Source organism: Telluria sp. Soil_C_11 (assembly GCF_057657395.1).
This window is the reverse complement of the sequence record NZ_JBDGIN010000004.1, coordinates 41,387-56,476: the sequence shown is the minus strand read 5'-3', so window position 1 is coordinate 56,476 and position 15,090 is coordinate 41,387. Positions and strand designations below refer to the sequence as shown.

The window sequence follows — 15,090 nt, the reverse complement described above, 5'->3', positions numbered from 1 at the left end:
AGGACACGATGGTTACCCCGACGACGACGCCGACGATTCCGGCCCAGCCGTGGCTGAAGAAGGTGAAATGGGACGAGCACGGCCTGGTGCCGGTGATCGCCCAGGAAGCGGCGACCGGCGACATCCTGATGTTCGCCTGGATGAACCGCGAAGCCCTGGCCAGGACCGTGGAGCTGGGCGAAGCGGTGTACTGGAGCCGTTCGCGCAAGAAGCTGTGGCACAAGGGCGAAGAGTCTGGCCACGTCCAGAAAGTGCTGGAGATCCGCCTCGACTGCGACGAAGACGTGGTGCTGCTGAAGATCGAGCAGGCCGGCGGCATCGCCTGCCATACCGGCCGCCATTCCTGCTTCTTCCAGAAATTCGAGAACGGCGACTGGCACACCACCGAGCCGGTGCTGCGCGACCCCGAATCCATCTACACCAACCCGAAGAAGACGCTTCAAAAGAAAGACCTATGAGCACCACCCTGAACCGCCTGGCGGCGGTGATCGAATCGCGCAAGCCGGAAAACGGCGGCGATCCGGACAAGTCCTATGTCGCGCGCCTGTTCGCAAAAGGCGACGACGCGATCCTGAAGAAGATCGGCGAAGAAGCGACCGAGACCGTGATGGCGGCCAAGGACGTGCGCGCCGGCGCCGACGCCTCCAAGCTGCTGTACGAAGTGGCCGACCTGTGGTTCCATTCCGCCGTGCTGCTGGCCCGTTTCGGCCTGACCCCGCAGCAGGTGCTGGACGAGCTGGCGCGCCGCGAAGGCATTTCCGGCATCGAAGAAAAAGCCTCGCGCAAGTCCTGATGCCGCGGCGCGTCATGCTGCCGTCATCCGATTTCAATACAATAGTGTGCTGACTGGAGAGAACATGGACAACTGCATCTTCTGCAAGATCGTCGCCAAGCAGATCCCGGCTGGCGTGGTGTACGAGGACGACGAACTGCTCGCGTTCAAGGACATCAACCCGGCCGCGCCGGTCCACCTGCTGATCATCCCGAAACAGCACGTGGCCACGCTGTCCGACTGCACGGACGCGCACGCGGCGGTACTCGGCAGGATGCTGGCGCTGGCGCCGAAGCTGGCGGCCGAGCATGGCATCGCCGTCAGGCAGGGTCCCGACGGCCAGCGCAGCGGCGGTTACAAGACGTTGATCAATTCCGGTCCGGACGGCGGCCAGGAGGTGTACCACCTGCACCTGCATGTGTATGGCGGTCCGCGGCCCTGGCGTGGGCTCGGAACTTAACCTTCGGAAAGAAACCATTCCGGTTATTCATCGCTTATACTGCGCGTAAGCTTCATGCGATTCGGGCGTGCGCCCGCAAGGAGAAAACAATGGGTTCGTTGAGTATTTGGCACTGGCTGATCGTGCTGGTGGTGGTGGTGCTGGTCTTCGGTACCGGCAAGCTGAAGAACGCGGGTTCCGACCTGGGCAAGGCCGTGAAAGGCTTCAAGGACGGCGTGAAGGGCGGCGAAGAAGAGCGGCAGGCGAACGTGCCGCCGCAGCAGGTTGCCGACAAGTCCCCGACCACGATCGACGTCGAGACGCGCGAAAAGAACCGTTCCTGATCCGCACTGATCCTCCATGATCGATCTCGGGCTTTCCAAACTCGCCGTCATCGGCGTGGTCGCGCTGATCGTGATCGGCCCCGAGCGCCTGCCCAAGGTGGCGCGCATGGCCGGCACGCTGTACGGCCGCGCCCAGCGCTACCTGCACGAGGTGAAGTCGGAAGTCTCGCGCGAGATCGAAATGGAAGAGCTGCGCAACCTGCACAAGGAAGTGCAGGAAACCGCGCACAGCTTCAAGACCGAGGTCGAGAGCTTCGGCTCCGAAGTCGAAAACACGGTTTCATCCCATCTGGGCGAGGTCGAATCGGCCTGGCGCGGCGACAGTGCCGCGTCGTATTCGCCGGGCGCCACGCCGGACGACATCGAGCGCAAGGCACGCGATTTCCGCCGCAAAAAACTGGTCAAGACCTCCAGCATTCCCGCCTGGTACAAGAACCGCCACGGCGGCCGCCAGCATGTCCTGTCGGGCGCGGCGCGCGTGCGCAAGTTCCGTCCGGGCGCCAAGTCCAACACTTCCTTTTTCTAGATGACTGACGAAGCCGCAGGCGAAACCTTCATTTCGCACCTGGTCGAATTGCGCGACCGCCTGGTCAAGGCCGTGATCGGGGTCGCGATCGTCTGCATCGCCCTGCTGGCGTGGCCGGGCCCGGCGCAGATCTACGATTTCCTGGCCGCTCCCATGCTGGCCTCGCTGCCGGTAGGCGCCAAGATGATCGCCACCGGCGTCAGCGCGCCCTTCCTGGTGCCGATGAAGGTGACCCTGGTGCTGGCGCTGATCCTGTCCTTGCCCTGGGTGTTCTACCAGGCCTGGGCCTTCATCGCGCCCGGCCTGTATGCGCACGAAAAGCGGCTGGTGCTGCCGCTGGTGATCTCGTCCTCGCTGCTGTTCATCGCCGGCGTCGCGTTCTGCTACTTCTTCGTGTTCGGGCGGGTGTTCCACTTCATCGCCAACTTCGCGCCCACCTCGATCGCGGTGATGCCCGACATCGAGAACTACCTCGACTTCGTGATCTCGATGTGCCTGGCCTTCGGCGCCACCTTCGAGGTGCCGGTAGTGGTCGTGATCCTGGTGCGGATGGGCATCATCAGCGTCGAAAAGCTGAAGTCGATCCGCCCCTACGTGATCGTCGGCGCCTTCGTGATCGCCGCCATCGTCACCCCGCCGGACGTGGTCAGCCAGCTGGCCCTGGCAGTGCCGATGTGGCTGCTGTTCGAACTCGGCCTGCTGCTGGCGCCGGTGTTCGTGCGCGTCACCCGCGCGCCCGAAGAACACGCCTGATCTTTCCTACATCGCCCGCACGCGATTGCCATTCCGGTCGAACGCATTGCCGATCGCGCGCCGTAGCGCCGGTTCGGCGTGGCGCGCGATCAGGTAGGCCGCCGCGCCGATGACGGCCATGGCCAGCCCCAGCGCCGCGGCGTGTCCGAAACCGCGCGACAGCGCCCCGTGGAGCACGAAGGCGCCCAGGATCTCGTGGAGCAGGTAGTAGGGGTAGGTGACCAGCCCCAGCGTGCGTACCCAGGCAGCCAGCCGTGCCGGCGGAATCCAGGCCTGCGCGTGCCGCAGCGAGACAAGGATGGCGCAGATGCCGGCCGCGAAGATGGCCAGCGCCCCCGACACCAGGAAGCCGATGCCGAACGGGCCATGCGCGCCGACCGCGTAGCTGGCCACGATTTGTGACGCACGCGCATGAATCTCCAGGCCGGCGCCCACCAGCGCCAGCGCCAGCAGCAGACGGTCGATGGGTGCGAGCCCGCGCTCGCTGTTCAGCAGCCAGAAGTACATGCCGATCGCGAAATACACGCCGTGGCGCAGCAGCAGCATGTTCTTCGGCCCATACGCAAAGTCGAACCAGCCCAGGGTGGCCGATCCGGTCGTGGCCAGCCACAGCAGGATCAGGTAAGGGATGCCGGCCGCCACCAGCAGCCGCGCGACCAGTACCAAGCGCTGTGCGCCGCCGCCGAGGATGGCCAGCAGGATTAATGCATAGAAGGCCAGTTCGATCGGCAGCGTCCAGTAGGCGCTGGTCAGGAAGGTCGTGCCGGCCAGGGCCAGCGAATACGACAGGGCCCGCAAGGAAGGATCGACCCAGACGCCCATCGCCCCGAACACCGGCAGCGGGACGGCGAGAAGCAGGCCGAAGTTGACGATGGCGACCAGCCACGCGGCCGGGTACAGGCGCAGGAAGCGGCTTCTCAGGAAGCGCAGGGGAGTGGCCCGCGCAGCGGAATTGGCGATGACGACGCCGGAGATCACGAAGAAGATCTGGACCCCGATCCAGCCGAAGGGCATGGCCGATGCCATGCCTGCGTTATGCCAGCTCAGGTGGAATGCGCAGACCATGAGGGTGCACAGGAAGCGGACGATGTCCAGTCCGTACACATGGGAAGCGGGGCGATGGGCGGTCATGCGGGGCGGTGGCCTTTTGACAACAAAGAAGGGGGTCGCCGCACGATATCGCATTGCCGTCCGGGATGTCTATGGAATTCAGGAAACTTGAGGGCTAGAATGCAAGTAGATGAGTTTTGCCATAACGACAAGGAGACGAAGTCCATGGATTCAAACCGTCGCAACCTGCTGAAAGCCAGCGCTTCCGCAGCCGTGGGCAGCCTGCTGGCAGGCACCCAGCATTCCGCCCTCGCCCAGACCCCCAATACCGCACCCGCACTCGCCGTCTCGCCGCTGGCCAGCAAGATCGGCATGCGGCTCGCCACCTGTACGCTCGGTTCGAGCGCTACGCCGACGGTGGTGGCGGTCCTCGACAACAACAAGATGGTCGACCTGCGCGCGGAAGCCAAGCGCCAGAAGCGCGCGCTGCCGTTCGATGCGTCGTCGATGCTGGCGCTGATCAAGAGCGGCAATGCCGGCCTCGAACAGGTGCGGGTGCTGGTCGAGCAGGCGGCCGGCAAGCCGTCCTCGCTGCTGGCGGTCGAGAATGCGCGTTTCCTGTCTCCGATCCCGCGGCCCGAGCGCAATATCTACTGCGTCGGCTGGAACTACCTCGACCACTTCGAGGAAGGCAAGCAGGCCCGCTTCGACAAATCGACGGAAAAGCTGCCCGAGCACCCGGTGTTCTTCACCAAGGGCACGCACACGATGAACGGGCCCTTCGACTCGATCCCGCATGACCCGAATTACTCGAACACCACCGACTGGGAAGCGGAACTGGCCGTCATCATCGGCCAGACCGGCCGCAACATTCCGGAAGAGCGGGCCATGGATTACGTGTTCGGCTACGCGCCCTACAATGACACCACGGTGCGCGAGGCCCAGCAGAAGCTGCATGGCGGCCAGTGGTTCAAGGGCAAGAGCCTGGATGGCCACGGACCGATGGGCCCCTGGATCGTCACCGCGGCCGGCGTCAGGCTCGACGACCTGCGCGTGATCTGCCGCGTGAACGGCGTCGAAAAGCAGAACGCCAGCTACAAGCAGATGTACTTCAAGATCCCGCGCATCATCGCCGAGCTGTCGCGCGGCCTGACGCTGGAGGCCGGCGACATTATCGCCACCGGCACGCCCTCGGGCGTCGGCTTTGCGCGCAAACCGCCCGAGTTCCTGAAGAACGGCGACGTCATCGAAACCGAAATCACGGGCGTTGGCGTGATGCGCAACATGATCCGCGCCGAGGCCTGACGTAAAAAAGCCCCGCCGGCGGTGGCGGGGCTTGCCGGTTCCTGAAGCGGCTTACTGCATCAACTGCCCGATGATGCGCACCGGGGCATTGCCGTAGCCGAGGAACTGGTCGTGGAAGGCCTTCAGGTCGAAGCGTTCGCCCAGCTGCTGCTTGCGGCGCTCGCGCAGTTCCATGATGTCGCTGTAGCCGCTGAAGTAGCTGGTCAGCTGCACCGACGACAGCTGCACGCGGCGCCACTTTTCGGACGCTTCCTGCGGGGTCTGGAAGGCCTGGCGCACCAGCAGGTCCATGGCCTGCTCGCGGGTCATGCCCAGCACATGCACGCTGTAGTCGAGGATGGTGTTGGAGACGCTGCGCAGGTTCCACTTGCACCACATCAGCCACAGTTCCGGCGCGTTGTTGCCGTAGCCGGATTCGAGCATCATGCGCTCGCCATACACGGCCCAGCCTTCGACCATCGCGCCGTTCCCGAACAGGGTCTTGACCAGCGAAGGCGAACGGTTGGCGTTCATCAGCTGGGTGTAGTGGCCCGGGATCGCCTCGTGGATGTTCAGGATCTGCAGCATCCAGTTGTTGTACTCGCGCAGGCTGCTCTCGGCCTGTTGCGGGCTCAGGCCATCCAGCGGCGTCACGTTGTAATAGGTCTTGTCCTTCGGGCGGTACGGTCCCGGGGCGTCGATGCTGGCGCCGGCCACGCCGCGCTGGTACAGCGGGGTCTCGCGCACCACCAGCGGCTTGCTCGGGTCGATCGTCACCAGGTTGTTCCTGACGACGTAGTCCTGCAGCTGCGGGATCTGGCGCCGGATCTCGGGCAGGAAGTCGGCGGGGGCGACGTGCTGCAGCGAGAGCTTGTCGATCACCATGCCGATCTTGCGGAAGCGGTCGTCCGGCTTGGGCGCATTGCCCATCGTCTGCGCCCACAGCTGGTCGGCCAGGCCGTCCATGCGGGTCAGGAGTTCTTCGCGCGCGGCCAGGGCCTTGCGGTAGGTCTGCTCGGCCGTGCTGGCGGACTGGATCTCGAAGGCGAACTTCTGCTCGTACAGCTCCTTGCCGATGCGGAACGAGCGCGCACGCTGCATCTGCTCCTGCGATTGATCGAGGTCGGTCAGGAAGTCGACCCAGGCCAGCACCGCGCTGCCGGCGTTGGCGATGCGCTGGGCGAAGATCGCCTTTTCCTGCGCCGTCAGCTGGCTTGACTCCTGGGCCGCCTTGCCGAGGTCGGCCAGCACCACCAGGGTGCCCGGCGCCTGCGAGATCGCGAGCTGGGTGTGCTCGCGGGTCGGGTTCCGGACCGAAGCCTGCGCCGCCTGGTAGTAGGCCGGCACGTCGGCCAGGCGCTTGAGGATGGTGCGCAGGCGCTGCGGCTTGGCCGCGTATTCGGTGTTCAGGATCAGGTCGAGCGGCTGGGCCACGTTGTACTGGGCCGGGTTCCACTCGAAGTCGCGGAACACGGTCAGCTGCCAGCGGTCTTCCTGCAGCTTGTTGAGCAGGACCGCGAGGTCGGTGCGCTGGTTGGGCGAGAGCTTGTCCGCATTCAGCTTGCGGAACTTCTCCAGCCACTCGTCGATGAAGGCGAGCTGCCTGGCGCGGGTCGGTGCGTCGGGGATGGTCAGTTTGGCGGCGGCGTCGAACTTGCCGACGTAGATGCCGCCTTCCGGATCGATGCGCCACAGCGCGGTCAGGAACTGCATCGACAGCGAGTCCATGTAGCGGTCGTTGCGGTTCTGCGAAACCGGGGCAGCGACTGGCGCGCGTGCCGGCGCCGCAGTTTCCACAAGCGCGGCGGCTGCAGCGGCCTTGCCCTTGCCCTTGCCGGACTTGCTGTCGGCCTTCGAGGCTTTGGAGGCCTTCGAAGATTTCGACGCGTGTTTACCCGATTCCCTGGCCTTGGCGCTGCTGCTGTGCTTCGGTTTGGCCGCCTTGCTGGGGCGCGCGCCGGCCGGCGCCAGGACGAAGCTGGTGAGCAGGACCGCAAGAGCAAGTTTTGGCGCGAGTTTCGTTTTCATCATCGTGGTCTGTCTGCCTGATTAAAAATGGCGGGCGCCAGATTAGCACCATTCCCATCCTTTGCGGAAACTTGAAACAATACGTCACGTATCGATGGCCGCCGGGCGCCCGCCCGCCAGGCCGGCCTGCAGCATCGCCAGCATGTCGTCGGGCGACATGCGCGCCGACACGTCGCTGCCTTCCAGCAGGCTGTCGGCCAGGTCGCGCTTGTGGCGGTGCAGGTCGACGATGCCTTCTTCGATGGTATGGCGCGCCACCAGGCGGTAGATGGTCACCGGCCGCTGCTGGCCCATGCGGTGGGCGCGGTCCGAGGCCTGGTCTTCGACCGCCGGGTTCCACCACGGGTCCATGTGGATCACGTAGTCGGCCGCGGTCAGGTTGATGCCGACCCCGCCGGCCTTCAGCGAAATCAGGAATAAATCTCCGTCGCCGGCCTGGAAGGCGTCCACGCGGCGCTTGCGTTCCTGCATCGGCGTGGAACCGTCGAGGTACTGGTAGCGGATGCCGCGCTCGTCCAGGTGCTGGCGGATCAGGGTCAGGTGATCCACGAACTGGCTGAACACCAGCGCCTTGTGGCGGTTCTCCAGCAGTTCTTCGACCAGGCGCGCGAAGGCTTCCAGCTTGCTGCTGCGGATGCCGCTGTCGGGCGCCACCAGTACCGGATTGCACACGGCGCGGCGCAGCTTCATCATCTCGGCCAGGATCTGGATCTGCTTCTGGGCCTGCGGCGCCTCCAGGCTGGCGATGCGTTCCAGCGCGTCGCGGCGCAGCGATTCGTACAGCGCCCGCTCTTCCTGGCTCAGTTCCACCGGCAGCACGATCTCGGTGCGCGGCGGCAGCTCGGACAGCACCTGGGCCTTGGTCCGGCGCAGGATGAAAGGCTGGGTGAGGCGGCGCAGGCGGGTGCGTGCGGCCAGCTCGGCGCGCTTGTCCGTGGCTTTTTCGATCGGGCCGGCGAAGCGCAGATTGAACTGGTCGCTGGTGCCGAGCAGGCCCGGGTTGATGAACCTGAACAGGTTCCACAACTCGCCGAGGTGGTTTTCCAGCGGCGTGCCGGTGGCGGCCATGCGGAAGTCGCCGCGCAGGGCCATGACCGCCTGCGAGCGGCGCGTATGCGCGTTCTTGATCGCCTGCGCCTCGTCCAGCACGATGGTGTGCCAGCGCACGCCTTCGAACAGGCCCGATTCCAGCTGCAGCAGGCCGTAGCTCGCCACGATGACGTCGAACGGCCCGGCTTCCTTCAGCATCGCCGCGCGGTCGCCGGGGCCGAACAGCTTCATGTCCAGGGTCGGCGCAAAGCGCTCCGCCTCGGCCATCCAGTTGGTGGCGACCGAGGTCGGCGCCACCACCAGGGTCGGGCCGCCGGGTGCGCGCGACAGGATCAGGGCCAGCGCCTGCAGCGTCTTGCCGAGCCCCATGTCGTCGGCCAGGCAGGCGCCGACGCCCCAGTGCGCCAGGCGGGACAGCCATTCGAAGCCCTCGACCTGGTAGTCGCGCAGCTCGGCCTGCAGGGTGGTCGGCAGCTGCGGCCGGTAATCGGCATTCGCCTGCATGTGCTGCAAATGCTTGCGCCAGGCGGCATCGGCATCGACTTCGCCGGCGTCCAGGGCCATCTCTTCCAGCGCGAAGCTGGCCAGCGGGTGGAAGCGCAGCGCCTCCTTGTCCGCATCGGTGTAGGCCGACAGGTCCATGAGCCGGCGGTGCAGCTCGTCGGTGAGGGCCAGGAACTGGTTGTCGCCCAGCGCCACGAAGCGGTCTTCGCGCAGGCGCCCGAGCAGTTCGCGCAAGTCCATCACCTTGTTCTCGTCGACCTGGATCTCGCCATTGGCGGCGAACCAGTCCTTGTCGCGCCGGATCGTCAGGCGCACCGACTTCGACGACACCTTCCTGGTGATGCGGAACGATTCGCCTTCCGGCCAGCCGACCACCACCCTGGATGCGTCCAGCTCCTGCAGCTCGGTCAGCAGTTCCAGGCAGTGGAAGGGCTGGCCCAGCAGCCATTCGCCATGCTCGTCCTCGGCGTTTTCCAGCGCCTTGCAATCGGCCAGCAGCTGGCGCTCGGCTTCGCGCTCGGCGTTCAAGTCGCGCTTCGCTTCCATGCGCACGCCGCCCACGTCGGCGATGATGCGATCAAAGCCGTCGCCGGGCCGCAGGTAAGGGCCGGCATCCGGCAGCGGACGCACCAGCACGCGCACGCGCAAGCCCTGCTGGTAGGGCAGCAGGTGCAGGTGCAGGCGTGTGTCGGCCGCCACCTGCTCGATGTCGGCCGGGCTGCCGCCGATGTCCGACTGCACCGTGACGATCGACGAGATCGCGCTGATCGCCTGCAGCACGCGCTTTTCCGCCTCCAGCGGCACTTCCAGCCCGTCGCCGAGGATGGCGCCGATGCGCTTGTGCTCTTCCTTGATGCGGACGATCCGCAGCCGGTTCGGCGTCTCCTTCGTCACCACGACCTCGCCCTGCTGCTCGGACAGCTTCGGGTGCAAGGAGATGGTGACCTTGCCGCCGCCCGCGCGCACCATCAATTGCGGCTCGCCGGGCAGCAGTTCGATGCGGGTGCCCGGCGAATCCATCCAGAACAGCAGCGGATGGCCGGCCAGAAGCGCCACCGCCCTGTCGAGGTCGAACTCGTAGCGCATGCCGGTGCCGTTGTAGTAGCGGTAGGCGCCGATGGTGGCGGCCACCTGCACGTCCTGCGCGCTCAGGAAGTCGAGTTCGGCGGCTTCCTCGGCCAGGCGTTTCAGGCCGAGCGCCCGCCCGCGGGTCCAGCCGCCCTGCGCGTCGCGCTTCTGCTCGCGCGGCTCGAGCGCGCGCACGCCCAGGTGCGGGTCCCAGCCCAGCAGCCAGACCAGGCGCGATTCCTTCACCACCTCGACGTTGACGGCCGGCTGCAGGTTGATCAGGGCGTTGAGCTGGCGCTCCCAGGGCTGCTCGCGTTCGAACCAGAGCGCCATGTCGGTGAAGCGGTGGCGCTGGCGCAGGGCGATCGCGCGCTGGTCAGCTGCAATCGCCCCGCCCATCCCGAGCTGGCCCAGCACGGAACCGATCTGGGCGGCGATGAAGTCGAAGCCGGCCGCTTCCGCCGTTTCCATCTGTTGTTCGAGCCAGGCCTTGCGCTCGGCCAGCTGCGGCATCCCGAGCCACCAGTGGAGCAGGGCGCGGAACATCACCGGCTGCAGCGCGGTCTCCCAGTTGCGCGAGGGGAGGACCTCGGCGTCGACGGTGCCGCCGCGGATCTGGCGCAGCATCGACAGCTGCTGGTAGACGGCGGTGTCGTGGCTCTGCACGGCGCGGGTCGCGGAATCGAGGTAGGCGTCGAGCGCCTTGGCGTGCTTCGGGTCGCCGCTCCTCAACAGGGCGGTCACGTACAGGTGGCCGCCGATGCCTTCGAAGATGGCTTTGCGCTTGCCGGTCTCCTTGCGCAGCGCCTTCAGCGCCTTGTCGAAGCCGGCGAGGGCGTCATCGGGATCGCCGCGCAGCAGCTGCAGCACGCTGCGGTAATACAGGGCCGCGGACTCGTCCAGGTCGACCAGCAGTTCGCCGGCAGCGTCCAGGCGGCCGCACAGGATCAGGTGTTCGGCCAGTGCGGTGCGCAGCGCCATCGAGGCGCCGCCCTGGGCCACGTGTTCCTCGGCGTAGGCGCGCACTGGCGGGGCGCTGGCCGGCTCGCGCTGGACGTGGTTGACCAGCACCGCCAGCACCTCGTCGCGCACCGCACCGTTGATGCGCTCGATGAGTTCCGGCTCGAAGGGGCGGGCGCAGATCTCGACCAGCGGATGCAGGTAGGCCGCCTCGTGGCAGCGCAGGCAGGCCGCCAGCAGGGATGCAATGGTCTTCGGCCCTTCGCCGGCCAGCAGGGCCATGCGCAGCAGGGCCACGCCCTGGCGGTAGCTGCGCAGCATGGGCGTGCCCTGCCAGTCGAGGCGCAGCGGCGTCACCGTCTGGTAGACCTCGCGCAGTGCATTGAGACGGCGTCCACGGATGGCCCAGGCCATCGCCGGCCAGGCCAGGTCGGGCGTGACGACGTAGCCGCGCGAGGGCAGCTCGCCGACCAGGCCGTCCGCGCGCAAAGCCTCCAGGTCGTCGGCCAGGTCGTCTTCCACGGCGCTCTCGCCCAGCGGCGCCAGGTGCTCGTGGATGCGCCGCCGCCCCATCGGCTCGCCGGACAGGGCCAGCAGCGCCAGGATCAGCTTGCGCTTTTCACCGCACGATTCGAAGATCGCGCCGAGCACCTCCGCATTCGCCAACTGCGTCATGCGCCCAGGTTCTCGATCTCGATGGCAGGCAGGGTGCCTGGCACCGGAATGCCGAACACGCGCAGGTAAAAATACAGCTCCGCCTCCAGCGTGCGCACGATGCTGTCCGCCTTGCGGAAGCCGTGGCCTTCGCCTTCCAGGGTCAGGTAGGCCACCGGCACGGCGCGCCGGCGCAGGGCTTCGACCATCACCTCGGACTGCGGCGGCGGCACCACCTTGTCGTCCAGGCCCTGGAAGAAGATCATCGGGCGGCGCAGCTTGTCGGTATGGTTGATCGGCGAGCGTTCCGCATAGACTGCCTCGGCGCGGTCCTTCGGCGCGATCAGGTATTCGTTGTAGTGCGACTCGAACTTGTGCGAATCGGCGTCCAGGCCCTTCAGGTCGGACACGCCGTAGTAGCTGGCGCCGGCCTTGAACACGTCGTGGAAGGCGAGGGCGCACAGGGTGGTGAGGCCGCCGGCGCTGCCGCCGCGGATCACCAGGCGCTCGCGGTCGACCAGCCCTTGGTCGGCCAGGTACTTCGCGCCGGCCACGCAATCCTCGACGTCGACCACGCCCCACTGTTCCTTCAGCAGGTCGCGGTAGGCGCGTCCGAAGCCGGTGCTGCCGCCGTAGTTCACGTCCAGCACGGCGATGCCGCGGCTGGTCCAGAACTGGGTCGCCAGCTTCAGCGTGCTGCTGGCCATGCTGGTCGGGCCGCCATGGCCGATCACCATCAGCGGCGGCAGCTCGCCCGGCAGCGGCTCGTGGTCCGCATTCGTCGGCGGGTAATAGAAAGCGTGGGCGGTGCGGCCGTTGGCGCTGGGGTAGCTGACCGGCTGCGGCACCGACAGGTAGCCGGCATCGGGCACCTGCTCGATCGAGCGCGCCAGCACTTCGCGTGCGCCGCTGGCGAGGTCGATGCGCACCACCTCCGCCGCGATGGTCGGTGCGCCGGCCAGCAGGACCAGGGTATCGCCGGCCACGCGCAGCTCGCGGATCTCCTGGTACGGGTTGTCGATCGCCGTGAGCGCGCCGCTGCCGGTGTCCAGGCGCGCGAGTTTGCTGACGCCGCCCTCGATATAGGCGCAGACGATCCCGCCGTCCGGGCGGAAGCCGTACATGGAATTGCCGAAGACCCAGTGCGGGCCGCCGAATTCGGCCTCGCGCGGGAGAATCGGGTGCACCACGCCATGGTCGTAGCGGTGCAGGTTCCACCAGCCGCTGCGGTCGGACACGAAATGCAGCAGGCCATCCGGCGACCATTCCGGCTGCACGATGGCTTCGTGCTCGCCGCCCGCGATCAGGCGGCCATTCATCAGCGTACCGTCGCCGGCGACGTCGGCCAGCCACAACTCGGTGCCCTGCCACGGCATGCGCGGATGGTCCCAGCTCAGCCAGGCGAGCTGTTTGCCGTCCGGGGACAGGCGCGGGGACGAATAGAAGTCGTTGCCGTCGACGAGGACGGTCTCGACGCCGTCGAAGCCGATCGCGCACAGCGTATTGACGGGGTAGGTTTCGCCGGCCGAATGGTCTTCGCGCACGCCGACCAGGCGCTGGCGGGCCGCGTCGAGGACGAAGTCGGCGTAGCGCAGGTCGCCGCCGGCGCTGACCGGCCGAGGTTCCTGGTCGCCATCGATGCGGTACAGCCGGTTGTCGGCGAAATGCGAGAACCACACCGTCCCGTTCGCGGCCAGCGCCGCGCCGCCGCCGTATTCGTGCACCCGGGTGCGGACGTTGAAGGGCGCCGGGGTCAGCTCACGCACGTCATTGCCGCGCTGGCGCAGCAGGGTGGTGCGGCCGGCTTCGCTGGCGCGGCCGGCCAGCCAGTAGAGGTCGGCGCCGTCGAGCAGCACGCCGGACAGCGGAGTCGAGCCGGCGGCCACCAGGGCGGCAGTGATCGGGGAAGTCCAGGCGCCACAGGGGGCGGCCTGCTTGCGGGCGGAATCGGGCATGGTCGGTCCTGGCAAAGGAAGAATGCCCATTATAAGTGCGCATCCAGCCGCCAAGAAGGATGCGTACGGATGGGCCAAGAGTGAGATAATTAGCGTTTGCCCGCGCGCCGGGTGCCTATTCCTTGATCAGGTTGCCAGCCATGCCACAATTCGCCCCGCTCCAGAACGACACCTTCCTGCGTGCGCTGCTGCGCCAGCCGACCGACTACACGCCGGTGTGGCTGATGCGCCAGGCGGGGCGCTACCTGCCGGAATACCGCGCCACCCGCGCGCGCGCCGGCTCCTTCCTGGGCCTGGCCAAGAACCCGGATTACGCCACCGAAGTGACCTTGCAGCCGATCGACCGCTATCCGCTGGACGCCTCGATCCTGTTCTCGGACATCCTGACGGTGCCGGACGCGATGGGCCTGGGCCTGTATTTCGAGGATGGCGAAGGCCCGAAGTTCGAGCGCACCGTGCGCACCGAGGAAGACGTCGCCAAGCTGCAGGTGCCGGACATGGCTTCGCTGCAGTACGTGTTCGACGCCGTGACCCAGATCCGCACCGCCCTGAACGGCCGCGTGCCGCTGATCGGCTTTTCCGGCAGCCCGTGGACCCTGGCCTGCTACATGGTCGAAGGCGGCGGTTCGCGCGAGTTCCACACGATCAAGAAGATGCTGTACGCCCGTCCGGACCTGATGCACCGCATCCTGGACGTGACCGCGCAAGCCGTGACGCAGTACCTGAACGCCCAGATCGACGCCGGCGCCCAGGCCGTGATGATCTTCGATTCCTGGGGCGGGGCGCTGGCCGACGGCGCCTACCAGGCCTTCTCGCTGGCCTATATGCGCAGGATCGTGGCGGGCCTGCAGCGCGAGAAAGATGGCGTGCGCATCCCGGCCATCGTCTTCACCAAGGGCGGCGGCCTGTGGCTGGACGAGATGGCGGACATCGGCGCCGACGCGCTCGGCCTGGACTGGACCGTGAACCTGGGCCGCGCCCGCGCCCTGGTCGGCGACCGCGTCGCGCTGCAGGGCAACCTGGACCCGGCCGTCCTGATGGCCGGTCCGGACCAGGTCCGCGCGGAGGTGGAAAAAGCCTTGAGCAGCTACGGCACCCCGGCGGCCGGCCATGGCCACGTGTTCAACCTGGGCCACGGCATCTCGCAATTCACCCCGCCGGAGTCGGTCACGGCGATGGTCGACGCGGTGCACGAGTTCAGCCGCCGCCAGCGTTCGGCCTGAACCCCGCAGCTGCCCGCGGCGCATCAAAATCACACTTATTCACAAATTCGTGAACACTTCCCATCCGGCCTGTGGAAATGTACAGTACTGGATGGGATTGCATAAGTAACTGATTTCATTGACTTTACTGCCGAGGTTGCGGAGCGCGCCGGCAGGATGTTCAAGTTGTCCGGCAGGGGCTTGCCCAAGTTGGCAGCGCATTGTTCACAAAGTTATGCACAGCTTCTGTGAATAATGCAAAAAAGTGCTTCGTTTACCGGGGTTTACGCGTTTTCTTCAAGTGTTGGATCAAGTTTATGCTGCACTGCGCATGAGTTCTTCACCGGAAATGCCCAGTTATGCACAGAAGCGGCCGAGCGATGCCGGATTTCGGTCTTGGTAAGGTTGCAAAGGCAAGTGTCTGAATTTAAAAGAGAAAATTTTTTGTGAACTTAGGGAATTGCTAAGTGCTTTGAGCTAACGTAAACCTTTGTCCCGGTC

General features: G+C 66.4%; 12 protein-coding genes. 8 read left to right on the top strand and 4 right to left on the bottom strand.

Annotated features, from left to right (window positions below; translation table 11 throughout):
- Positions 1-8: 8 nt before the first annotated feature.
- The 6 genes from hisI to tatC all read left to right on the top strand — a co-directional run bounded on the left by hisI (position 9) and on the right by tatC (position 2,834).
- The gene (hisI, locus tag AC3A6M_RS08230; RefSeq protein ID WP_487852238.1) at positions 9-458 is read left to right on the top strand and encodes a phosphoribosyl-AMP cyclohydrolase; all 450 of its coding nucleotides are present in this window, start codon (positions 9-11) and stop codon (positions 456-458) included.
- Entirely contained in the window at positions 455-793 is a 339-nt protein-coding gene (locus AC3A6M_RS08225; protein ID WP_487852237.1) for a phosphoribosyl-ATP diphosphatase, read from the top strand. The genes hisI and AC3A6M_RS08225 overlap by 4 nt, the downstream gene beginning before the upstream one ends.
- A 64-nt stretch (positions 794-857) precedes the next feature.
- Positions 858-1,232, top strand: coding sequence for a histidine triad nucleotide-binding protein (locus tag AC3A6M_RS08220; RefSeq protein WP_487852236.1), 375 nt, complete (start codon positions 858-860; stop codon positions 1,230-1,232).
- 89 nt (positions 1,233-1,321) lie between these two features.
- Complete coding sequence (gene tatA / locus AC3A6M_RS08215) at positions 1,322-1,555, top strand: Sec-independent protein translocase subunit TatA (protein WP_487852235.1); 234 nt, start codon at positions 1,322-1,324, stop codon at positions 1,553-1,555.
- A 16-nt stretch (positions 1,556-1,571) separates the two neighbouring features.
- On the top strand, positions 1,572-2,081 hold the full coding sequence (gene tatB / locus AC3A6M_RS08210) for a Sec-independent protein translocase protein TatB (protein WP_487852234.1): 510 nt from the start codon (positions 1,572-1,574) through the stop codon (positions 2,079-2,081).
- Positions 2,082-2,834: a twin-arginine translocase subunit TatC gene (gene tatC / locus AC3A6M_RS08205; protein ID WP_487852233.1), complete on the top strand. Its 753-nt coding sequence runs from the start codon at positions 2,082-2,084 to the stop codon at positions 2,832-2,834.
- Between the two features lie 6 nt (positions 2,835-2,840).
- On the opposite strand, the gene AC3A6M_RS08200 is transcribed toward tatC, so the two are convergent.
- Entirely contained in the window at positions 2,841-3,965 is a 1,125-nt protein-coding gene (locus AC3A6M_RS08200) for an acyltransferase family protein (protein WP_487852232.1), read from the bottom strand.
- Between the two features lie 144 nt (positions 3,966-4,109).
- Here AC3A6M_RS08200 and AC3A6M_RS08195 point away from each other — a divergent pair, with 144 nt between their 5' ends.
- Entirely contained in the window at positions 4,110-5,189 is a 1,080-nt protein-coding gene (locus AC3A6M_RS08195; RefSeq protein WP_487852231.1) for a fumarylacetoacetate hydrolase family protein, read from the top strand.
- Between the two features lie 51 nt (positions 5,190-5,240).
- Here AC3A6M_RS08195 and AC3A6M_RS08190 read toward each other — a convergent pair whose 3' ends face one another.
- The 3 genes from AC3A6M_RS08190 to AC3A6M_RS08180 all read right to left on the bottom strand — a co-directional run bounded on the left by AC3A6M_RS08190 (position 5,241) and on the right by AC3A6M_RS08180 (position 13,387).
- The gene (locus tag AC3A6M_RS08190) at positions 5,241-7,199 is read right to left on the bottom strand and encodes a DUF885 domain-containing protein (protein WP_487852230.1); all 1,959 of its coding nucleotides are present in this window, start codon (positions 7,197-7,199) and stop codon (positions 5,241-5,243) included.
- A gap of 81 nt (positions 7,200-7,280) precedes the next feature.
- Complete coding sequence (locus tag AC3A6M_RS08185) at positions 7,281-11,453, bottom strand: DEAD/DEAH box helicase (protein ID WP_487852229.1); 4,173 nt, start codon at positions 11,451-11,453, stop codon at positions 7,281-7,283.
- Positions 11,450-13,387, bottom strand: coding sequence for a dipeptidyl-peptidase 5 (locus AC3A6M_RS08180; RefSeq protein ID WP_487852228.1), 1,938 nt, complete (start codon positions 13,385-13,387; stop codon positions 11,450-11,452). Before AC3A6M_RS08180 ends, AC3A6M_RS08185 begins: the two co-directional genes overlap by 4 nt.
- Positions 13,388-13,527: 140 nt before the next feature.
- Between AC3A6M_RS08180 and hemE the strand changes: the two genes are divergently transcribed.
- Positions 13,528-14,610 (top strand): uroporphyrinogen decarboxylase, encoded by a 1,083-nt coding sequence (gene hemE, locus AC3A6M_RS08175; protein WP_487852227.1) that lies wholly within the window; start codon positions 13,528-13,530, stop codon positions 14,608-14,610.
- Positions 14,611-15,090 lie beyond the last annotated feature (480 nt).